The sequence below is a fragment of the Pseudomonas syringae pv. tagetis genome (assembly GCF_022557255.1).
GTDB lineage: Bacteria > Pseudomonadota > Gammaproteobacteria > Pseudomonadales > Pseudomonadaceae > Aquipseudomonas > Aquipseudomonas caricapapayae.
The window spans coordinates 4,275,565-4,294,848 of record NZ_CP092923.1; the positions used below are offsets into that span (position 1 = coordinate 4,275,565).

Annotated in this window: 19 protein-coding genes; 9 read left to right on the forward strand and 10 right to left on the reverse strand. The window is 60.0% G+C overall.

Features of this window, described 5'->3' with window-relative positions:
- Nucleotides 1-190: 190 nt before the first annotated feature.
- The 3 genes from MME58_RS19015 (at nt 191) to MME58_RS19025 (ending at nt 4,023) form a co-directional block, all read left to right on the forward strand.
- The gene (locus MME58_RS19015; protein WP_055006453.1) at nt 191-2,944 is read left to right on the forward strand and encodes a response regulator; all 2,754 of its coding nucleotides are present in this window, start codon (nt 191-193) and stop codon (nt 2,942-2,944) included.
- A gap of 237 nt (nt 2,945-3,181) precedes the next feature.
- On the forward strand, nt 3,182-3,619 hold the full coding sequence (locus MME58_RS19020) for a hypothetical protein (RefSeq protein WP_055006454.1): 438 nt from the start codon (nt 3,182-3,184) through the stop codon (nt 3,617-3,619).
- Nucleotides 3,616-4,023 carry an META domain-containing protein gene (locus MME58_RS19025; protein ID WP_055006455.1) on the forward strand — a complete coding sequence of 136 codons (408 nt, stop codon included), beginning with the start codon at nt 3,616-3,618 and terminating at the stop codon, nt 4,021-4,023. The genes MME58_RS19020 and MME58_RS19025 overlap by 4 nt, the downstream gene beginning before the upstream one ends.
- A gap of 649 nt (nt 4,024-4,672) precedes the next feature.
- Here MME58_RS19025 and MME58_RS19030 read toward each other — a convergent pair.
- On the reverse strand, nt 4,673-5,140 hold the full coding sequence (locus MME58_RS19030) for a TlpA disulfide reductase family protein (protein ID WP_055004831.1): 468 nt from the start codon (nt 5,138-5,140) through the stop codon (nt 4,673-4,675).
- Nucleotides 5,141-5,269: 129 nt separating this feature from the next.
- Between MME58_RS19030 and arsC the strand changes: the two genes are divergently transcribed.
- The 3 genes from arsC to MME58_RS19045 all read left to right on the forward strand — a co-directional run bounded on the left by arsC (nt 5,270) and on the right by MME58_RS19045 (nt 6,998).
- On the forward strand, nt 5,270-5,623 hold the full coding sequence (gene arsC, locus MME58_RS19035; protein WP_054983978.1) for an arsenate reductase (glutaredoxin): 354 nt from the start codon (nt 5,270-5,272) through the stop codon (nt 5,621-5,623).
- On the forward strand, nt 5,620-6,225 hold the full coding sequence (gene wrbA, locus MME58_RS19040; RefSeq protein WP_054983979.1) for an NAD(P)H:quinone oxidoreductase: 606 nt from the start codon (nt 5,620-5,622) through the stop codon (nt 6,223-6,225). Before arsC ends, wrbA begins: the two co-directional genes overlap by 4 nt.
- 101 nt (nt 6,226-6,326) lie before the next feature.
- A complete protein-coding gene (locus MME58_RS19045) occupies nt 6,327-6,998 on the forward strand; it encodes a DNA-3-methyladenine glycosylase I (RefSeq protein ID WP_054983980.1) in 672 nt (223 codons plus the stop codon).
- Nucleotides 6,999-7,004: 6 nt separating this feature from the next.
- Here MME58_RS19045 and ttcA read toward each other — a convergent pair whose 3' ends face one another.
- Nucleotides 7,005-7,829, reverse strand: a complete 825-nt coding sequence (gene ttcA / locus MME58_RS19050) for a tRNA 2-thiocytidine(32) synthetase TtcA (protein WP_055004832.1) — start codon at nt 7,827-7,829, stop codon at nt 7,005-7,007.
- 194 nt (nt 7,830-8,023) lie between these two features.
- Here ttcA and MME58_RS19055 point away from each other — a divergent pair, with 194 nt between their 5' ends.
- Complete coding sequence (locus tag MME58_RS19055; RefSeq protein WP_054983982.1) at nt 8,024-8,518, forward strand: SprT family zinc-dependent metalloprotease; 495 nt, start codon at nt 8,024-8,026, stop codon at nt 8,516-8,518.
- Between the two features lie 67 nt (nt 8,519-8,585).
- Here the strand turns inward: MME58_RS19055 and MME58_RS19060 are convergent, their stop codons facing one another.
- The 4 genes from MME58_RS19060 to MME58_RS19075 form a co-directional block, all read right to left on the reverse strand.
- Nucleotides 8,586-9,938 carry a dicarboxylate/amino acid:cation symporter gene (locus tag MME58_RS19060; RefSeq protein WP_054983983.1) on the reverse strand — a complete coding sequence of 451 codons (1,353 nt, stop codon included), beginning with the start codon at nt 9,936-9,938 and terminating at the stop codon, nt 8,586-8,588.
- A 461-nt stretch (nt 9,939-10,399) separates the two neighbouring features.
- On the reverse strand, nt 10,400-11,746 hold the full coding sequence (locus tag MME58_RS19065) for an ATP-binding protein (protein WP_054983984.1): 1,347 nt from the start codon (nt 11,744-11,746) through the stop codon (nt 10,400-10,402).
- Nucleotides 11,743-12,420 carry a response regulator gene (locus MME58_RS19070; RefSeq protein WP_002554629.1) on the reverse strand — a complete coding sequence of 226 codons (678 nt, stop codon included), beginning with the start codon at nt 12,418-12,420 and terminating at the stop codon, nt 11,743-11,745. The genes MME58_RS19065 and MME58_RS19070 overlap by 4 nt, the downstream gene beginning before the upstream one ends.
- 27 nt (nt 12,421-12,447) lie before the next feature.
- Complete coding sequence (locus MME58_RS19075; protein ID WP_054983985.1) at nt 12,448-12,798, reverse strand: hypothetical protein; 351 nt, start codon at nt 12,796-12,798, stop codon at nt 12,448-12,450.
- 172 nt (nt 12,799-12,970) lie between these two features.
- Here MME58_RS19075 and MME58_RS19080 point away from each other — a divergent pair, with 172 nt between their 5' ends.
- Nucleotides 12,971-13,759, forward strand: a complete 789-nt coding sequence (locus MME58_RS19080) for a dienelactone hydrolase family protein (protein ID WP_054983986.1) — start codon at nt 12,971-12,973, stop codon at nt 13,757-13,759.
- 79 nt (nt 13,760-13,838) lie between these two features.
- Here the strand turns inward: MME58_RS19080 and MME58_RS19085 are convergent, their stop codons facing one another.
- Nucleotides 13,839-14,372, reverse strand: a complete 534-nt coding sequence (locus tag MME58_RS19085) for an REP-associated tyrosine transposase (RefSeq protein ID WP_054983987.1) — start codon at nt 14,370-14,372, stop codon at nt 13,839-13,841.
- 776 nt (nt 14,373-15,148) lie between these two features.
- On the opposite strand from MME58_RS19085, the gene MME58_RS19090 reads away from it, so the two are divergent.
- Nucleotides 15,149-15,874: a 4'-phosphopantetheinyl transferase family protein gene (locus tag MME58_RS19090; RefSeq protein ID WP_054983988.1), complete on the forward strand. Its 726-nt coding sequence runs from the start codon at nt 15,149-15,151 to the stop codon at nt 15,872-15,874.
- Here MME58_RS19090 and fhuF read toward each other — a convergent pair whose 3' ends face one another.
- The 3 genes from fhuF to MME58_RS19105 are packed head-to-tail and all read right to left on the reverse strand — an operon-like array spanning nt 15,875 to nt 18,937.
- Entirely contained in the window at nt 15,875-16,621 is a 747-nt protein-coding gene (gene fhuF / locus MME58_RS19095) for a siderophore-iron reductase FhuF (RefSeq protein WP_055004833.1), read from the reverse strand.
- Nucleotides 16,579-18,189: an ATP-binding protein gene (locus MME58_RS19100; RefSeq protein WP_055004834.1), complete on the reverse strand. Its 1,611-nt coding sequence runs from the start codon at nt 18,187-18,189 to the stop codon at nt 16,579-16,581. Before MME58_RS19100 ends, fhuF begins: the two co-directional genes overlap by 43 nt.
- Before the next feature lie 4 nt (nt 18,190-18,193).
- A complete protein-coding gene (locus MME58_RS19105) occupies nt 18,194-18,937 on the reverse strand; it encodes a winged helix-turn-helix domain-containing protein (RefSeq protein WP_082427017.1) in 744 nt (247 codons plus the stop codon).
- Nucleotides 18,938-19,284: the final 347 nt, after the last annotated feature.

Sequence of the window (19,284 nt, forward strand, 5' to 3'; positions counted from 1 at the left end):
TCACGCAAAGTGCGCTGTTTATTCCCAAAAAGAATAAGCATAGGTATTTCCACCACCGACAGCTGGCCGTTGTGCACAGAGTTATATGCCCACCCCCCGGTAAATGGCTAAACTCAGCCCCTTGTGCCGATACCGCCGGGCAGCCGATGCCTGATATCGACGGACTGATACGTGTTGCCGGAGAAAAAGCGTGCTGACCAAGCTGGGTATAAAAGGCCGTGTGCTGCTACTGACAATCCTGCCCGCCAGCCTGATGGCTGCGATGCTCGGTGGTTATTTCACCTGGATGCAGTTGAGCGAGCTGCAAAGCCAGCTACTGCAACGTGGCGAAATGATTGCTCAGGATCTTGCTCCATTGGCAGCCAACGCACTGGGGCGCAAGGACAAGGTGCTGCTGAGTCGCATCGCGACCCAGACTCTGGAACAAAGCGACGTGCGCGCCGTGTCGTTTCTCGATGTCGATCGCACGCCACTGGCCCACGCCGGGCCGACCATGATCAGTCCCTCACCGATCGGCAGCGGCTCGCAGTTGCTCAGTTCGACCGGGACCGACGCCACGCGCTACCTGCTGCCGGTATTCGGCAATCAACGCCACCTGACCAGCCCGATCATTCCGGCCGAAGCCGATACCCAGCTGGGCTGGGTCGAGCTGGAAATATCCCATAACGGCACGCTGCTGCGCGGCTATCGAAGCCTGTTTGCCAGCCTGCTGCTGATCCTGGCCGGACTGGCGTGCACCGCCACCCTTGCCGTACGCATGAGCCGCACCATCAACGGGCCAATGAGCCAGATCAAGCAGGCTGTGTCGCAGCTCAAGGACGGCAATCTCGAAACCCGCCTGCCGCCGCTGGGCAGCCGGGAGCTGGACGAATTGGCATCGGGCATCAACCGCATGGCAGCCACCTTGCAGAATGCGCAGGAAGAACTGCAACTGAGCATCGATCAGGCGACCGAGGACGTCCGGCAGAACCTGGAAACCATTGAAATCCAGAACATCGAGCTGGATCTGGCACGCAAGGAAGCCCTTGAAGCAAGCCGCATCAAATCCGAATTCCTCGCCAACATGAGCCATGAAATCCGTACGCCGCTGAATGGCATTCTGGGGTTCACCCATTTGTTGCAAAAAAGCGAGCTGACGCCGCGTCAGTTCGATTATCTGGGCACTATCGAGAAGTCCGCCGACAACCTGTTGAGCATCATCAACGAAATTCTCGACTTCTCGAAGATCGAGGCCGGCAAGCTGGTGCTCGATAACATCCCGTTCAACCTGCGCGATCTGCTTCAGGACACCTTGACCATCCTCGCCCCGGCGGCGCATGCCAAGCAGCTCGAACTGGTCAGTCTGGTGTACCGCGACACGCCACTGGCGCTGTCCGGCGACCCGCTGCGCCTGCGGCAGATCCTGACCAATCTGGTCAGCAACGCCATCAAATTCACCCGTGAAGGCACCATTGTCGCCCGCGCCATGCTCGAGGACGAAACCGAAGAGCACGCGCAACTGCGCATCAGCGTGCAGGACACCGGGATCGGGCTGTCCAGTCAGGACGTGCGGGCGCTATTCCAGGCGTTCAGTCAGGCCGACAACTCGCTCTCGCGCCAGCCGGGCGGTACCGGGCTGGGGCTGGTGATTTCCAAGCGTCTGATCGAACAGATGGGCGGCGAAATCGGTGTCGACAGCACACCGGGCGAAGGGTCGGAATTCTGGATCAGCCTGAAACTGCCCAAGGCCCGTGAAGACAAGGAAGAATCGCTCAATATTCCGCTGGAAGGGCTGCGTGCCGCGGTGCTTGAACATCATGACCTGGCGCGCCAGGCGCTGGAGCACCAACTGGAAGACTGCGGCCTGCACACCATCGTCTTCAACAACCTCGAAAACCTGCTCAACGGGGTGACGGCGGCTCACGAAACTCCGGCAGCCATCGATCTGGCGGTGCTCGGCGTGACCGCACTGGAAATATCCCCGGAACGGCTACGCCAGCACATCTGGGACCTGGAAAACCTCAACTGCAAGGTCATGGTGCTGTGCCCGACCACCGAGCACGCGTTGTTCCAGTTGGCCGTTCACGATGTCTATACCCAGCTACAGGCCAAGCCTGCCTGTACCCGCAAGCTGCAAAAAGCCTTGTCCGAACTGATCGCGCCGCGAGCGATCCGCGCCGACATCGGCCCGCCACTGTCGAGCCGTGCGCCGCGGGTGCTGTGCGTGGACGACAACCCGGCCAACCTGTTGCTGGTGCAGACCCTGCTTGAGGACATGGGCGCAGAAGTCGTGGCTGTCGAGGGCGGCTATGCGGCGGTCAATGCCGTGCAGCAGGAGGCGTTCGATCTGGTGTTGATGGATGTGCAGATGCCCGGCATGGACGGACGCCAGGCTACCGAAGCGATTCGCGCCTGGGAGGCCGAGCGCAATCAGAGCTCGCTGCCGATCGTGGCGCTGACGGCCCACGCGATGGCCAATGAAAAACGCTCGCTGCTGCAAAGCGGCATGGACGACTACCTGACCAAGCCGATCAGCGAACGACAACTGGCGCAAGTGGTTCTCAAGTGGACGGGGCTGGCGCTGCGCAACCCGGCACCGGAACGCCAGAATGAAGCGCTTGAAGTGCATGTCGGGCCGTTGGTGCTGGACCCTGAAGAAGGGCTGCGCCTGGCCGCAGGCAAGCCGGATCTCGCCGCCGACATGCTGGCCATGCTGCTGGCCTCGCTGGACGCCGACCGCGAGGCTATCCGTGTGGCGCGGGCCAGTCAGGATGTACAGGCGCTGATCGAACGCATTCATCGTCTGCACGGCGCAACGCGTTACTGCGGTGTCCCGCAGTTGCGCACCGCCTGCCAGCGCGCCGAGACCCTGCTCAAGCAGAACGCTGCGCACACCGAGGACGCTCTGGACGATCTGGACAAGGCCATCATTCGTCTGGAAGCCGAGGCGCGGGTGACGGCGTGACGGCGTGACGGATCACCTCTCACGCTCAGGACTGACACCTGTCGTTCCTCACGCGCCAGCGCTCTGCACTACACACACGTCCCGGGATGTCCGCAGCGCAGAAATGCTGCTCTGACCACTCGGCGTCCGATTCTGAGGTCATGGTGTGACGCGCAGCATTGCCACCACAGTCATAGCCTCACGCCAGGAAACGATCGGCGCGGAGCGTGATAGGATGCGCGCAATTTTGGAGGACCCATGGTCGAACACGATTTTCGCTACAGCATGCTCAACCCGCAGCACACATTGACCGAATGCCGGACCTTGGCCCCCGGTCGATATCAGGTCACCGGCAACGGCGGCTCGATTCATGACAGTGACCAGCTGCTGGTGACCATCAAGGGCAGCAAAAGCCTGCACATGCGCCTGACAGTCGAGAAAGTCCGGCACCTGATCAACCCGCCCGGCCAGTGGATTGCAGTGGCCAAGGGCCCGGTATTCGACGAGCTGGCGATTCATCAGTGGAAAGTGAATTGCGACAGCTGCGCCGCCGAACTGAACTTCGAATTCATGGTAGAGAGCAAGCTGGGCGTCAAGGCGCAGAAACCCGCGGCCATTGCGCGTATCGCGGAACTGGGCTGGAAAACCGAAGGCGAGAAGCACTTGTGCAAGAAGTGCCAGGAGCAAGCGGCATGAAACAGTTTGCGCTCCTGAGCCTGATCGGCGGCGCGCTGCTGGCCGGTTGTACCGCTGACCCGCTGCCGATCCGCCAGGACCACAGCTACGTAATGGAATGGATCGGCGAACGTCCGCTGATCGACAACAGTCACCTGACCATGACCCTGGGTGCCGATGGCCGAGCGTATGGCAATGCAGGCTGCAACCACTGGTTCGCGCCTTATACGCTGAACGACCACAGTATCAGCATCGGCCCGGTGGGCAAGACCCGCAAGATGTGCGCCCCCGCGCTGATGGAGCAAGAGCAGCGCTTTATCAAAGCCATCAGCAGTGTGCAACGCTGGGACATTTCGCCCATCGAGCAACTGCGCTTGTGGCCTGCTCAGGGCAAGCCGCTGCGTTTCTGGCTGGAAGATAGCTGACGCTTGCGATTTTGAGATGGCTATCGTGCCTGCGCTCCGCCTGGACACGCAGTTCGTGACGCTGCGTCACACAGTGGCTCTGCGATGTCAGTTAGATGACTATCGTTCCGACGCTCCGCGTCGGAATGCAGTTCGTGACGCTCTGCGTCACACGGCGGTTCTGTGGTGTCAGGTAGATGACTATCGTTCCGACGCTCCGCGTCGGAATGCAGTTCGTGACGCTCTGCGTCACAAAGCGGTTCTGTGGTGTCAGGTGGACTGGGGTTCGACTCGGGTCAGCTTTTCGCTCCTCGGCGAGTTACTTTGATGGGGCCAAAGTAACCAAACCCCCCGCTCCGTTTCCGGCCCGACTGCGTCGGGTTCCTTCGTCCTGTCACTGATCCGCGGGTCGCCGCAACGGGCCATCCATGGCCCGGTGCGGCTAGCCTGGCGTCCTGCCAGGCTACCCCCGGATCAGCGCCAGGACTCAGCCGTCACTTACGTCGCACTCTGCGTCGTTTGTGCCATCGCGGTTGAAAAGCACTTCGTTGGCAGTGACTAAGATTTTGATTATCGTGCCGACGCTCCGCGTCGGCATGCAGTGCGTGACGCTCTGCGTCACAAGTGTGCGCTACGCCGCGTAGTCAAGATCGGTCGCGGAGCATCGCAATCAGCCCTCGCCGCGCAGTGTCTTGAGCTTCTGGATCACGGTCGCGGCCGATTGCTCGCCGAGCAGTTGTTCGCGCATCTTGCCCTTGTCGTCGATGATGTAAGTGACCGGCAGCGCTTCGGAAGGCGGCAGGCTGTATTGCTCGGCAGGGTCTTGCGCAAGCACGGTGAACTTGATGCCCAGCGCGTTGGCAGCGTTTTTCAGCTCATCGCCCTGCAGGTTGTCGAAGTTGACCCCCAGCACAGTGACCTTCCTGTCCTTGAGCTGCTCGGACAATGCATTGAATTCAGGGACTTCGGTACGGCACGGGCCACACCACTCAGCCCAGTAGTTAACCACCAGCCAATGCCCCTTGATTCGCTCGCTGGCCACTTTCTGGCCGTTCTGGTCAGTACCCAGGTCCACACCGCATCCGCTGAGCAGCAAGCTGCCGAAAAGTATCATTGCTGCTGTTAATCGCCTTGCCATCTGTTTCCTTCCTCGCCCCGTTCAACCTTCAATTACTTATACCCACGCTACGACTATTGACCATTCGATATGTCGGACAGTGCCATCGCTGGTTAGAATACGCCACCCCACACGAGATGCGACGTGCAAATGACCGATCTGACGCTGTATCACAACCCGCGCTGCAGCAAATCCCGCGGCGCGCTGGAACTTCTTCAGGCCCGCGGCCTGACGCCCGACATCGTCCTGTACCTGGAAACCCCGCCCGACGCAGACCGTTTGCGCGACCTGCTCGGCAAACTGGGCATCGGTGCCAGGCAACTGCTGCGCACCGGCGAAGATGATTACAAGCAACTCGATCTGGCCGACCCGAGCCTGAGCGACGAGCAACTGATCACCGCCATGGCCGCCCACCCCAAACTGATCGAACGGCCGATTCTGGTCGCAGGCGACAAGGCTGTTATTGGCCGCCCACCCGAGAACATTCTGGAGCTGCTGCCGTGAGCACACCCTACATTCTGGTCCTCTATTACAGCCGCAATGGCTCCACCAGCGAAATGGCCCGGCAGATTGCCCGCGGTATTGAACTGGGCGGCATGGAAGCGCGCTTGCGCACCGTGCCCGCCGTTTCCGCGGACTGCGAAGCGACGGCCCCCGACATTCCGGAAAACGGCGCGCTGTACGCGACCCTCGACGACCTGAAAAACTGCTCGGGTCTGGCACTCGGCAGCCCGACCCGCTTCGGCAACATGGCCGCTCCGCTGAAATACTTTCTCGACGGCACCAGCAACCTGTGGCTGACCGGCGCGCTGGTGGGCAAACCCGCAGGCGTTTTCACCTCCACCGCCAGCCTGCACGGCGGTCAGGAAACCACGCTGATGTCCATGCTGCTGCCGTTGTTGCACCACGGCATGCTGATCATGGGCCTGCCTTACAGCGAATCGGCGCTGCTGGAAACCACAGGCGGCGGCACACCCTATGGTGCCAGTCATCATGCCGGTGCCGATGGCAAGCGTGCGCTCGACCGCCATGAAACCGACCTGTGCCGTGCACTGGGCCAGCGTCTGGCAAAAACCGCATTGCAGCTGGACACACCGCGCAGTTGAATCGTCAGGGCAGGTCAGACGCTTTCAGTTAAATCGCAAACTTGCAGCGCAAGGGTCGGTCTGAACCCTTGACCTGCCTGTCGAATTTCTTTGGAGAACCGATGCAAGACTACAAATGGCTGAACGAGTATTGCCTGAATCGATTCGGCTCCGCCAAAGCACTGGAAGCCCACCTGCCCTCCCCGAAGACACCGAAACAACTGCAAGCCATCAGCGCCGACCGCTACCTGTCGACCATGGCCCTGCGTGTCTTTCGTGCAGGCCTGAAACACAGTCTGGTGGACGCTAAATGGCCGGCCTTCGAGGAAGTCTTCTTTCGCTTCGATCCGGAAAAAGTCGTGCTGATGGGGGCCGATCACCTGGAGCGGCTGATGCAGGATGCGCGCATCATCCGTCATCTGGGCAAACTCAAGAGCGTGCCGCGTAATGCGCAACTGATTCTGGACATCGAACAGGAGCACGGCAGCTTCGGGAAGTTCATCGCCCAATGGCCGGTCGATGACATTACCGGCCTGTGGCAGTACCTCGCCAAGCACGGCAACCAGATGGGCGGTCTTTCGGCACCGCGGTTTCTGCGCATGGTCGGCAAGGACACCTTCATTCCGACCTGGGACGTAGTGGCCGCGCTGAACGCGCAGGATATCGTCGACCGTGTGCCGACCAGCAAACGCGATCAGGCCATCGTGCAGGGTGTATTCAACCAGTGGCACGCAGAAAGCGGTCGACCGATGTGCCAGCTGTCAGCGATGCTGGCCTTCACGGTCAACCACTGACTTCTATCAGAGGTTGACCACATTGACGAACCGCGACGCAGCGGTTTCGTCGATGCGCAGGTTGCTGAAGTCGAACAGGTTGCGGTCGGCCAATTGTGAAGGCTGCACGTTCTGCAGAGCGCGGAAAATGCTTTCGGTGCGACCCGGCGTCTTGCGCTCCCAGTCCTGCAGCATGTCCTTGACCACCTGACGCTGCAGATTCTCCTGAGAGCCGCAAAGGTTGCACGGGATGATCGGAAACTGTTTGAAGTCCGAATACGCCTGAATGTCCTTTTCGTGGCAGTAGGCCAACGGACGAATCACCACGTTGCGGCCGTCATCGGCACGCAGCTTGGGTGGCATGGCCTTGAGCGAGCCATTGAAAAACATATTGAGGAAGAATGTCTCGACGATGTCGTCGCGGTGGTGCCCCAATGCCATTTTGGTAGCGCCTATTTCATCGGCGAAGGTATACAGCGTGCCACGACGCAACCGAGAGCACAGCGAACAGGTCGTCTTGCCTTCGGGGATCAGCTCCTTGACGACCGAGTACGTGTCTTTTTCGACGATGTGGTACTCGATACCCAGCTCTTTCAGGTAGGCAGGCAGCACGTGCTCGGGAAAGCCAGGCTGCTTCTGGTCCATGTTGACGGCCACGATGTCGAATTTGATTGGCGCGACCTTCTGCAGATGCATCAGCACATCGAGCATGGTGTAACTGTCCTTGCCACCGGACAGGCAGACCATGACCTTGTCACCCTCTTCGATCATGTTGAAGTTGGCAACCGCCTCGCCGGCCAGCCGACGCAGACGTTTCTGCAGTTTGTTCTGATTGACTGAAAGGGTGCCCATTTATGGAAATATCCGCTGACGGTAGCTTGAGAAAAGCCGGACATTTTACCTGTAACCGACCGTGGGTTAAATATGCTGCGCTGGTGCTGTTTCGTCAGGCAACAACGCCTGATCAAAAACGACCACCGGGCGGTCGGCATTTTCAGAGCGTAGCCACATTGCGGCATACTTGACGCACTGGAGAACCCTAAAGCATGCCCGAACAACTCAATTCACGCGTCGAAACCTGCTACCAACAAGCCGAAGCCTTCTTCAAGCGCACCTTCAAACGCCCAGTGGTCAGTTTCCGGTTGCGCGGCCAGAAAGCCGGTGTGGCTCACCTGCACGAAAACCTGCTGCGCTTCAATCCACAGTTGTACAAGGAAAACGCCGAAGATTTCCTGCGCCAGACCGTGCCACACGAAGTGGCGCATCTGATTGCCCACCAGTTGTTTGGTGGCAGTATCCAGCCGCATGGCGAAGAGTGGCAATTGATCATGCGCGGCGTCTATGAACTGCCGCCCAATCGCTGTCACACCTATGCCGTCAAGCGGCGCAGTGTGATCCGCTACATCTACCGTTGCCCTTGCCCGGACAGTGACTTTCCGTTCTCGGCACAACGCCACGGCATGGTCCGCAAAGGGCGACGCTACCTGTGCCGCCGCTGCCGTGAAACGCTGGTGTATAGCGGCGAGACGCGTACCGAATAATCCCCGACAAAGCTGCAGATATAAAAAAACCCATCCGAAGATGGGTTTTTTCATGGCCGATGGTCAATCAGACCGTTTTAGTTGTATTCACAGCATTGGCTGGAGTCGGGCCTTCGGCAACGCCGAGGTCGTCTTCAGGACGGGTTTCCAGGATGGCACTGCCACCGGAAGCCAGTTCGGATTGCAGCTTGTCGGTGTCCAGCTCGCCGACCCACTTGGCAACCACAACTGTTGCAACAGCGTTACCCACCAGGTTGGTCAGCGCGCGGGCTTCGGACATGAAGCGGTCAATACCCAGAATCAGCGCCAGACCGGCAACCGGCAGGTGGCCAACAGCCGACAGGGTGGCGGCCAGCACGATGAAGCCGCTACCGGTTACGCCAGCAGCACCTTTGGACGACAACAGCAGCACCAGCAGCAAGGTGATCTGGTGAGTGATGTCCATGTGGGTGTTGGTCGCCTGGGCGATGAACACGGCAGCCATGGTCAGGTAGATGGAAGTACCGTCCAGGTTGAACGAGTAGCCAGTCGGGATAACCAAGCCCACGACGGACTTCTTGGCACCCAGACGCTCCATCTTGATCAGCATGCGTGGCAGGGCCGATTCCGAGGAGGACGTACCCAGAACGATCAGCAGCTCCTCACGGATGTAGCGAATCAGCTTGAAGACGCTGAAACCGTGCGCGCGGCAGATGGCACCCAGCACCAGCGCCACGAACAGGGCGCATGTGATGTAGAAGCAGATCATCAACTGACCCAGCTGCACCAGCGAGCTTACGCCGTAAGCGCCGATGGTGAAGGCCATTGCACCGAACGCACCGATAGGTGCCAGCTTCATGATCATGTTGATGATGTTGAACATGACGTGAGCGAAGCGATCGATGAAGTCCAGAACCGGCTTGCCGTACGAACCCAGGCGATGCAGCGCGAAGCCGAAGATCACCGAGAACATCAGGACCTGCAGGATATCGCCGTTGGCAAAGGCGCCGACGATGGTGTTCGGAATCACGTTAAGGATGAAGCCGACGATGCTCTGGTCCTGACCGGCTGTAACGTAAGCGGCGATCTTCGACGCGTCGAGCGTGCTGACGTCGATGTTCATGCCGGCACCCGGCTGAACGACGTTGACCACGATCAGACCGATCAGCAGGGCGATGGTCGAAACGATCTCGAAGTACAACAGCGCATAACCGCCGGTCTTGCCGACCGACTTCATGTTCTGCATGCCGGCGATGCCGCTGACAACAGTACAGAAAATGATCGGAGCGATAACCATCTTGATCAGTTTGATAAACCCGTCACCCAGCGGCTTCAGAGCCTTGCCGGTATCAGGATAGAAGTGACCGATCAGGATACCGATGACAATCGCAACGATTACCTGAAAATAGAGGGATTTGTAGATGGGCTGACGAGTCGTCATTGCAGTTTTCCTCAAGGGCGTCGTCGGCATCTTCACCTGATGCACGCGAGCCTATAAAGCGCTAACCCTCCTGCACTGGAGGGATTTGTTTTGTCGAGCTGCGCAAGGCAGACCTCTGCCAAGTAGATAGCAATAGGCGTGCCATAGAATCAAATAGCCATCAAAACCCCGCATTACAAGGCGCGAACGGGTAACGGTAGTCGGAAACCAGGAAAGACGTGGCGGTTTTCCGCCGTATGGTGAGAAAAACAGGCGCTCAGTGGCGGGTATCCGCCTTCTTGAAGCGGACAGAAGAGATATAAGGCGTGGCGCGAACCTGTGACGCAGAGCGTCAAGGACTGCATTCCACGCTAGAGCGCGGTTATTATCGTGCGACGATCCGCGTCGGCATACCGCTCTGGACGCTCTGCGTCCGATCTTGAATCGGTGGGCATTACGTCCACAGGTCCAGCGTTTGACCCTCACTGCGCCAGAAAATGAATCCTGAACGCCGCGCCGCCCAGCGGGGAATCGCCCAGCGTCAGTTGCGCGCCGTAGCTTTCGATGATGTCCTTGACCACCGCCAGACCAATGCCCTGTCCGGGGTTCTGCCGGTCCAGCCGTTCGCCGCGCTCCAGGATGCGCGCCCGCTGGCTCTGCGGGACGCCGGGGCCGTCGTCTTCGATGCACAGTTCATCGCCGTCCGCTGAGCGGGTAAAGCTGACGCGTACTTCGCTCAGGCATAGCCGATAGGCGTTTTCCAGCAGGTTGCCGAGCATTTCCAGCAGCGCGCCCTCCTCCATGTGCACCTGACAATGTTCCGGCAGGTCCAGCGTGGCCTTGACCTGTTTGTCTCGATACACCTTGTCCAGCGTGTTGCACAGGCTTTCGACCACGGGCCGCAGCATGACATGGTGCCGCACCAGACCGCTCTTGCGCAGGCTGGCCCGTTGCAACTGATAGCCGATCTGCTGACTCATGCGTTCGATCTGCGATTGCAACACCCACGCCTGTTCGACATCCTCTGGGCGCTTGGCGATGTTCTCGCTCACGCCTTGCAATACCGCCAGCGGTGTTTTCAGGCTGTGGGCCAGATCATCCAGGGAGTCGCGGTAACGAATCCGCTGCTCACGCTCGCTGCGCAGCAGTCGGTTCAGCGAGTCGGTCAGGCGCAGCAATTCGCTGGGATGCTCTTCGCTCAGGCTGTCGCGCACGCCGGCTTCCACCTGATCCAGTTCCTGACTCAAGCCGCGCAAGGCACGCAACCCCCAGGTCAGGCCCATCCACAGCAACCCGAGCAGCACCGCCAGTGCGGCGCCAAAGCCCAGATAGAGCTTGCGGCGCAAACCGTCGATGGTTTCCTGATAGCCACGCAAGGGCTGCACGGCGACGATACTGAACGCGGCATTGCGCCCGCCGAGCAGCCGGATCTCGACGTCGTAGACGAAATACTCATCGCCATTGATTTCCTTGATCTTGGTGAACTCGCTGCCCTGCCCGTCATATTGCGGGCGGTAGTCGATGTTCTCGCCTTCGGTGGACAGTGAGCGCCAGACCATCTGCCCCTGGCGGTTATAGATGTAGCCGAGCAGACGGCTGCCCGGCAGGTTGAACTGTTCGCCCGGCAGCACGGACGGCATCAATAGATGATCGTCTTCGACGCGCGCCGCCGAAATCATGGTGGTCACGTCGGAAGCCAGGCGTTGCTCTATCGCCCCGCGCAGCGCCAGGCTGAACGCCCCCTGCAGAGCAGGCAACATCAGAAGCATGAAGATCACCGCCAGAGTGGCGGCGCCCAGCATCAGGCGCAGGCGAAGCGAACGAATCACGTACAGCGCTCGTTGAACAGATAGCCCATGCCGCGCACGGTTTCGATAGGTTTGAAGGCCACATTGCTGTCAAGTTTGCGGCGCAGACGACCGACCAGTACTTCGATCACGTTCGGGTCGCGCTCGTCGTCATCGGGGTACAGTTGCTCCATCAGGCGCTCTTTGGGCACCACTTGCTGATGATGGAGCATCAGGTATTCGAGGATGCGGTATTCGTAAGCGGTCAGCGCCAATGGTTGCTCGGCCAGGGCGGCATGCTTGCGATTGAGGTCCAGCAACAGCGGACCAGCCGTGATGGTGGACTGAATGAAGCCGCTGGAACGCCGCAACAAGGCGTTAAGCCGTGCTTCCAGCTCTTCGAACTGGAAGGGTTTGACCACGTAGTCGTCAGCGCCGGCCGCCAGCCCTTCGACCTTGTCCTGCCAGTTGCCGCGTGCGGTCAGGATCAGAATCGGAAACGCCTTGCCCACTGTGCGCAACTGCCGAATCAGGTCCAGCCCGCCGATGCCCGGCAAGCCCAGATCGATCACCGCCAGGTCGTGATTGAATTGCGTGACCTGATACAACGCTTCCTCAGCGTTGGCCACCGCCTCAACCACATGGCCCGCTTCGGTCAGACGGGTTCGCAAGTGATGACGCAGCAGCGCTTCATCCTCAACTACCAACAACTTCATGCAGCTCTCCCAGGCACAATCGCAGCCTCAAGACAAAGAATGAAACGACATCGTCGCATCAGTACTCAACAGGCGGGCGCTGACGGGCACATGTTGTGTCACATCATAGCTGCCCAGCAGGATTTCGCGGCTGACAGGCACGCCATTGTGAGTCCCCGTCACGGTGCCGTAAACCGGCGGTGAATAAAGCGTGCCCATCGAGACATTGGCATGCGCCTGTTCCCCCAGCGCGTGCCCCCAGCCGTTGGCATCGTCGAGCCTTTCGCTGGTCTTGCCGAACTCGATACGGGGCACGTCAAGCCGGCCATCGCCAGCCTGTACCGCCGCACTGCCACCCAGAAAAGCCAAGGCCAGGAAAAACTTGTTGAGATTCAACATATCGACTCCTTTTACGCTCGGGGACGCTGTCAAGGTACGGTTCAACAGTAATCGCGCCGGGCTGAACCCCGACTGAACACGGCATGAACCGGCGCTGAACACTCATCCATACGAGGCGTAACAGAATCGGCTATCGTTGTTGCCACTTCAAAACACCAATAAGGAGCTGACCATGCGTGTGTGGATTGCAATGATCATGATGGGCCTGACCGGCCTCGCCCAGGCGGCGATCAAGACTGAGCAGATCGATTACAAAAGTGCCGACGGTACAAAGCTGGTGGGTTACTACGCTTACGACGACGCCATAAAGGGGCCGCGGCCTGGTGTGCTGGTGGTTCATGAGTGGTGGGGGCTGAACGACTACGCCAAGCGCCGCGCCCGCGATCTGGCTGCATTGGGATATAGCGCGATGGCCATCGACATGTACGGCGAAGGCAAGAACACCGAGCATCCGAAAGACGCGATGGCCTTCATGCAGGCCGCGCTGAAGGACAGCGATGCTGCCAACAAGCGCTTTGACGCCGGGCTGGAGCAATTGAAGAAGCAGCCGCAGACCGACGCGAAAAAGATTGCAGCGGTCGGCTACTGTTTTGGCGGCAAGATCGTGCTCGATGCGGCCCGACGCGGCGAGCCGTTGCTGGGCGTGGTGAGTTTTCACGGCGCACTGGTGACCAACACCCCGGCCAAACCGGGCATCAAAGTGCCGATGCTGGTCGAGCATGGTGCCAAAGACAGCATGGTCACGCCTGAAAACGTCACTGCGTTCAAAAAGGAAATGGACGACGCCAAGGCCGACTACACATTCGTCAGCATCGACGACGCCAAACACGGCTTCACCAACCCCGACGCCGACCGCCTGAGCCATGGCGAACACGGCGGTCCGGACATCGGTTACAACAAGGCTGCCGACCAGAGCTCCTGGTCGGACATGCAGGTGTTTTTCAAGAAGATATTTGGTTGAGCGTCAGATACTCCTTCTGCACGGAGCGTCGCACGATAGTTGAGATTTCGTTCCGCACGCTCTGCGTCGCAACAATTCGTTAATACCAGCGCTGAATGTCTATCAAACCGCGCTGCCCCTCATAGTCGCGAGCGCTGGAGTATCTCCAATGCTCGCCGACATCCACATAACCCCTCTTTACCGGGTTGTGGTGAATGTAATCGAGCTTCTGCCGCATAACCTTTTCATTCCATACAAGCTCGGCGTGTGCTCCTTCCTGCCAGACCTGATAAACCCTGTCACTCTTGTGCAGGCGCTTGACGAACCGCAGACGCTCCAACGTGCTCTCAGCATTGGCGTTCTCAAGTGCTTCGATTATCCGTCGAGCCGTAAACGACTTGAAACTGCTTACACATTTGTCCAGAGCGGGCGCTTGGGCCACGAAGTGCAAATGGTTTTCCAGGACGACATAACCGAAGAGCTGCAGTCCTTGATTAACCTGTTGGTAGCGCCATGCGTTCAACAGAACGTCCACCAAAGCAGGCCGGGTAAAAAGCGGCAACCACTCCACCACTGTGCAGGTCAGGAAGTGAGGCTTTTCAGGTTCGGTGATGGTGTATCGGCTTCGGCCCATGAGTTCGTCCTTGAATCATCAGGGCACGAACGGTACATCCCGACTGATTGGGTGGAAATGATGAAAGTGTGACCAGTTTTTTGCGCTACCTGGCAAAGAGGACGCAGAGCGTCCGGAAAGACATGCGACGCAGAGCGTCGCACGATAGTCAGGTTATCGTTCCACACGCTCCAGCGTGGGAATGCAGTCTCGACGCTCTGCGTCGTCAAGAGGACGCAGAGCGTCCGGAAAGGCATGCGACGCAGAGCGTCGCACGATAGTCAGGTTATCGTTCCGCACGCTCCAGCGTGGGAATGCAGTCTCGACGCTCTGCGTCGTCAAGAGGACGCAGAGCGTCCGGAAAGGCATGCGACGCAGAGCGTCGCACGATAGTCAGGTTTATCGTTCCACACGCTCCAGCATGGGAATGCAGTCTCGACGCTCTGCGTCGTCAAGAGGACGCAGAGCGTCTGGAAAGGCATGCGACGCAGAGCGTCGCACGATAGTCAGGTTTATCGTTCCACACGCTCCAGCATGGGAATGCAGTCTCGACGCTCTGCGTCGTCAAGAGGACGCAGAGCGTCTGGAAAGACATGCGACGCAGAGCGTCGCACGATAGTCAGGTTATCGTTCCGCACGCTCCAGCGTGGGAATGCAGGTCTCGACGCTCTGCGTCGTCAAGAGGACGCAGAGCGTCTGGAAAGACATGCGACGCAAAGCGTCGCACGATAGTTGAAGAGGGCGCGGATGTTACCAGTGCCCTTCCCTCAAACCCGTTCCCCCGGCAAAATGCCGCCATGACTCAATTAGCCGATCTTCCCGCCTGCTGTCCCGAACTCGTCCAGCACTGGCCGTTGCCGCATGCACTGCCGGGTGTGGTGCTGGTCAGTGGGCGTTTTGATCCGCACAAGCTGGTTGAGGGTGATTTTCAGCGCTGTGCGGTGCAAACGCCTGCGAGCATTCAGCGTTCTGTCGCCAAGCGCCAGGCTGAATTTCTCGCCGGTCGGCTCTGCGCTCGCAAAGCCCTGCGCCAGCTGGACGGGCGTCAACATACCCCGTCCCTGGGCGAAGACCGTGCGCCGGTATGGCCGACTGATGTCTGCGGGTCGATTACCCACAGCACCGGCTGGGCCGCTGCTGTGGTTGCGCACAAGCCACAATGGCGCGGGCTGGGGCTGGACACGGAGAACCTGCTGAGCCATGACCGCGCCTCGCGGCTGGCCGGGGAAATCCTGACGGCTGCCGAGCTGGCCGACATGGCAGCAGGCCCGCAGGATCAGGTGGCGTTACGCGTGACCCTGACCTTTTCGATCAAGGAGGCGCTGTTCAAGGCGCTTTACCCTATCGTGCAAAAGCGCTTCTACTTTGAAGACGCACAACTGCTGGAGTGGTCCGCCGATGGCAGCGCCCGGCTACAGCTGCTGATCGACCTGTCCCGCGAATGGCATGCAGGCAAGAAACTCGACGGTCAGTTCAGTGTGCTGGGCGATCATCTGCTCAGCCTGGTCGCCGTCGAAGGCTGATCAGCCGGGCAGCGGACAATGCTCGCACCGCCCGACCCACTCGACTCGATGACTCAGGCAGCATACACGTCGCTGCCTGCGCAGTTCGTCGCCCTGCGCCTGTGGGATATAACGCACTGCCTGAAAAAGAGGATTGGCGCGTCCATCCGGTCTTTTTCTCTCGCTTAACAGCGCCAGCCCTGTGGCCAGTGGTACATCGCTGCAAGCGGCCAATTGAACAAGGCCCTTTTCCAGATAATCCCCGGCGCAGACCCACAACACCCTGTCGGCCAGCCCGCCATAAGCGCTCAATGCAGCAATAAACGGCTGCAGGTTGTGATCGAGCAACCCGGCAAACCGCTGAAACGGTTCCACCGGACTGTCTCGCCAGACCTCTCCCTGTTCCGTCAGCCTGACGCCGGTCGGCACGCCACGCTCATCCAGCGCCAGTGCTACCTGATCAAGCCGTAGCGGCCAATGCCAACCGTGCACCAGGCTGCCAACCAGCACCGGAGGAATCAGTTGCATGAAATAAAACTTGGCCCACTGTGACACCAGCACCGGCAGTTGACCGGCCATCAGTTGTGGCCCGTACAGCGTCAGCAGTAATTGATCGAGGCGCTCGCGGCGTAGCAGATCGGGCAACGCCACGACCGGGCGTGGATCCTCTACGGCCAGCAGCGTCTGCCCGAAGCGCTCGAACGGGCCACTGAACAGTTGCGCACTCAACGCGGCACCTGCGTACGCGGCCAGGACAGGCTGAAACACGCACCGCCCAGGCTCTCGCTACGCCCGATCAGCGCGCGGCCTTCATGCCAATGGATGATCCGCCGCACAATCGACAGGCCCAGCCCGTGCCCACCCGAGGCTCGGGTGCGGCTGTCATCGATGCGCATGAACGGCGTGAAAATCTGCTCCCATGCGTCTTCCGGAACGCCGGGGCCGTCGTCGTCCACGTCGATACGGCACTGCTGCGCGTCCAGCCGGTAGCTGATACGCACCTCGTTCTCTGCGTGACGCAGTGCATTGCTGACGAGGTTCTGCACCGCCCGGTGCAAGTATCGGGGCTCGGCCTCGACCCAGGCAGCCTCATCCTCTTCAGCGGCCAGGCATTCGCCCCGCGACACCCGCACATCGGCACGCAAGGGTGCGACCTCGGCGATTACCTGATCGATCAGCGCCTGCAGATCGACACGCTGGAAATTCAGGGTCGGCGCGCCTTGCTCCAGGCGCGCGTACGTGAGCATTTCATCGACCAGCTTGTCGAGGTCCTGAATATCGCTGTCCATACCGCGCATGTACTTGAGCCGCGCCTCGGGGGTGGTGGCGTCGCTGACCATCTCCAGACCGAAACGCAGGCGCGCCACCGGCGTGCGCAGCTCGTGAGACACCGCACGCACCAATTCGCGCTGGATCATCAACGAACGCTGCAGGTTCTCGGCCATGCTGTTGAAGGCAGCCGCCACCCGCCCTACCGAGTCGGAACCCTCGGTGGGCACTCGGGTTTGCAGGCTGCCCTGAGCAATCTGCGTCGCGGCGGCCTCCAGCTCCAGCACCCGCCGCTCCAGACGGCGTACCAGCAAATACACCACCAGACCGATCAGGCACAGGCCCATCAAGGCAATCAATAGCAGCCAATGCAGTGGATAAGGGTTCATCTGGTACAGCGGACCGATCTCCAGCACCCAGTTGGTGTCGACAATCCCGGCCAGCACGCGGATCGAATCACCGCCCTTGCCCAGCGCCATCACCGTATCGCCTTCATAAATACGGCGGCGCTGGTCATCGTCCAGATCGGCCTGATCCAGCGCCAGCAGATGCAGGTCGAAACCGAACCCTTTGTCGATGCGCAGGGCTTGCAGGCGCGCCGGTTGCTCATCGACCGGAAAGCGCACCAGCTCATCGATCAGCAGGTAGATAGTCGCTCGCGCCAGTTGCTCGGTGATCTGCTGCACTTCGCCGGTCAGCAACAGCGGCTCTTTGTCGCTCAACTGACGATAAACCCTGGCGGCGTGTGGGCCGATCTGTTCAACCACCACCTGCCCGCGCGCCAGCCGACCACGCGCGCCACTGTCCAGCCGGGCCTGCTCGATACGTTGCAAACTCAGGGGAATGCCCAACAATCGCTCCCAGATCGCCAGGGCGCGGCGGCGCTCGATGTCGTCGAGCGACAGCAGGTTATCGGCCATCACTGTAAAAGTGCCGTGGGCCAGGCGCTCACGGTATTGCTCGCCGCGTGACTGATTGAGCACATGCAGGGCCAGCACGCCGAGCAGCGCGACCAGCACCAGCACGCCGAGCATGCCGCCGTAGATTCGCAGGAAGATCGAGTTCATCAGGTCAGCCGCTGAACACGTTGCCGCTCATGTCCTGCGCGGCTTCGGGCACAAACAGATAGCCCTTGCTGCGCACGGTCTTGATCAGACGCGGGTGGATGGGGTCGTCACCGATTTTCGGACGGATACGCGAGATACGTACATCGATAGAGCGGTCCTGGCCGTCGTAACCCACACCCCGCAGTGCAGTGAAGATCTCTTCGCGGGACAGCGTGCGCCCAGCGTTGGCCACCAACAGCCACAGCAGATCGAACTCGGCACCGGTCAGCTCGATGCTCTGCTCGCACAACCAGGCCTCGCGCAGTGCGTTGTCCACCACCAGCGGCCCGAACACCAGACGCCGCAGCTCTGCTGCCGGGACCTGCGGCGCCTCGCTCCGGCGCAGCAAGGCATGAATGCGCGCCAGCAGCACGCGGGGATGCACCGGTTTGCAGACGAAGTCGTCAGCCCCGGTATCGAGGCCCTGAATGTGATCGGTGTCATCGGTGCGCGCGGTGAGCATCAGGATCGGCCCGTCGTAAAGGTCACGCGCCGTGCGGCAAATGCTGAAACCGTCCTCGCCGGGCAGCATCAGGTCGAGAATCACCAGATCCGGCTGCTCATCGACGATCCGCGCCGCTGCCAGCGCGCCATTGCCTTCGATGCTGACGCGCAGACCGTTGTTTTGCAGATAATCGCTGGTCAGTTCGGCCAGTCGCTGGTCGTCCTCGACAATCAGCACGTGCCAGGTGTGTGGCTCCAAAGCAATCTCCCCTTGTTGTCATCGCCCCCTTGTTGTTCTGAAAAGCAGGGGTTGCGGCACCGCGTCGCAGGCCAGTGTAACAACCGTCGGGCGCATCGCACGACACGGATCGCGGCATAGCACATCACATGCCAGACAGGCCTTGTCGCAGCGTTTTTTTGTGATAGGGTTCGCGCCCTCAAAAATCAGCCACGTGCCGCCCGCCCCTACGGAAATCAGTGACAAACGGTCACAATCCAGTAGTTATGCGGCCTACACGCATGGTGTGCGATTCATACACAAACTACACACACTTTATCCACAGGCGGTGCGTTGCAATTCATGTCCAAAACGCATTATCTTGTAGCCCGGCG

Excerpts from the sequence above, each read along its gene's own strand:
- arsC (WP_054983978.1), top strand. The coding sequence starts at position 5,270 with ATGACCGATCTGACGCTGTATCACAACCCGCGCTGCAGCAAATCCCGC.
- MME58_RS19025 (WP_055006455.1), top strand. The coding sequence starts at position 3,616 with ATGAAACAGTTTGCGCTCCTGAGCCTGATCGGCGGCGCGCTGCTGGCC.
- MME58_RS19090 (WP_054983988.1), top strand. The coding sequence starts at position 15,149 with ATGACTCAATTAGCCGATCTTCCCGCCTGCTGTCCCGAACTCGTCCAG.
- MME58_RS19085 (WP_054983987.1), bottom strand. The coding sequence starts at position 14,372 with ATGGGCCGAAGCCGATACACCATCACCGAACCTGAAAAGCCTCACTTC.
- MME58_RS19045 (WP_054983980.1), top strand. The coding sequence starts at position 6,327 with ATGCAAGACTACAAATGGCTGAACGAGTATTGCCTGAATCGATTCGGC.
- MME58_RS19055 (WP_054983982.1), top strand. The coding sequence starts at position 8,024 with ATGCCCGAACAACTCAATTCACGCGTCGAAACCTGCTACCAACAAGCC.
- MME58_RS19075 (WP_054983985.1), bottom strand. The coding sequence starts at position 12,798 with ATGTTGAATCTCAACAAGTTTTTCCTGGCCTTGGCTTTTCTGGGTGGC.
- ttcA (WP_055004832.1), bottom strand. The coding sequence starts at position 7,829 with ATGGGCACCCTTTCAGTCAATCAGAACAAACTGCAGAAACGTCTGCGT.
- MME58_RS19030 (WP_055004831.1), bottom strand. The coding sequence starts at position 5,140 with ATGGCAAGGCGATTAACAGCAGCAATGATACTTTTCGGCAGCTTGCTG.
- MME58_RS19080 (WP_054983986.1), top strand. The coding sequence starts at position 12,971 with ATGCGTGTGTGGATTGCAATGATCATGATGGGCCTGACCGGCCTCGCC.
- MME58_RS19020 (WP_055006454.1), top strand. The coding sequence starts at position 3,182 with ATGGTCGAACACGATTTTCGCTACAGCATGCTCAACCCGCAGCACACA.
- MME58_RS19070 (WP_002554629.1), bottom strand. The coding sequence starts at position 12,420 with ATGAAGTTGTTGGTAGTTGAGGATGAAGCGCTGCTGCGTCATCACTTG.
- MME58_RS19060 (WP_054983983.1), bottom strand. The coding sequence starts at position 9,938 with ATGACGACTCGTCAGCCCATCTACAAATCCCTCTATTTTCAGGTAATC.
- MME58_RS19100 (WP_055004834.1), bottom strand. The coding sequence starts at position 18,189 with ATGAACTCGATCTTCCTGCGAATCTACGGCGGCATGCTCGGCGTGCTG.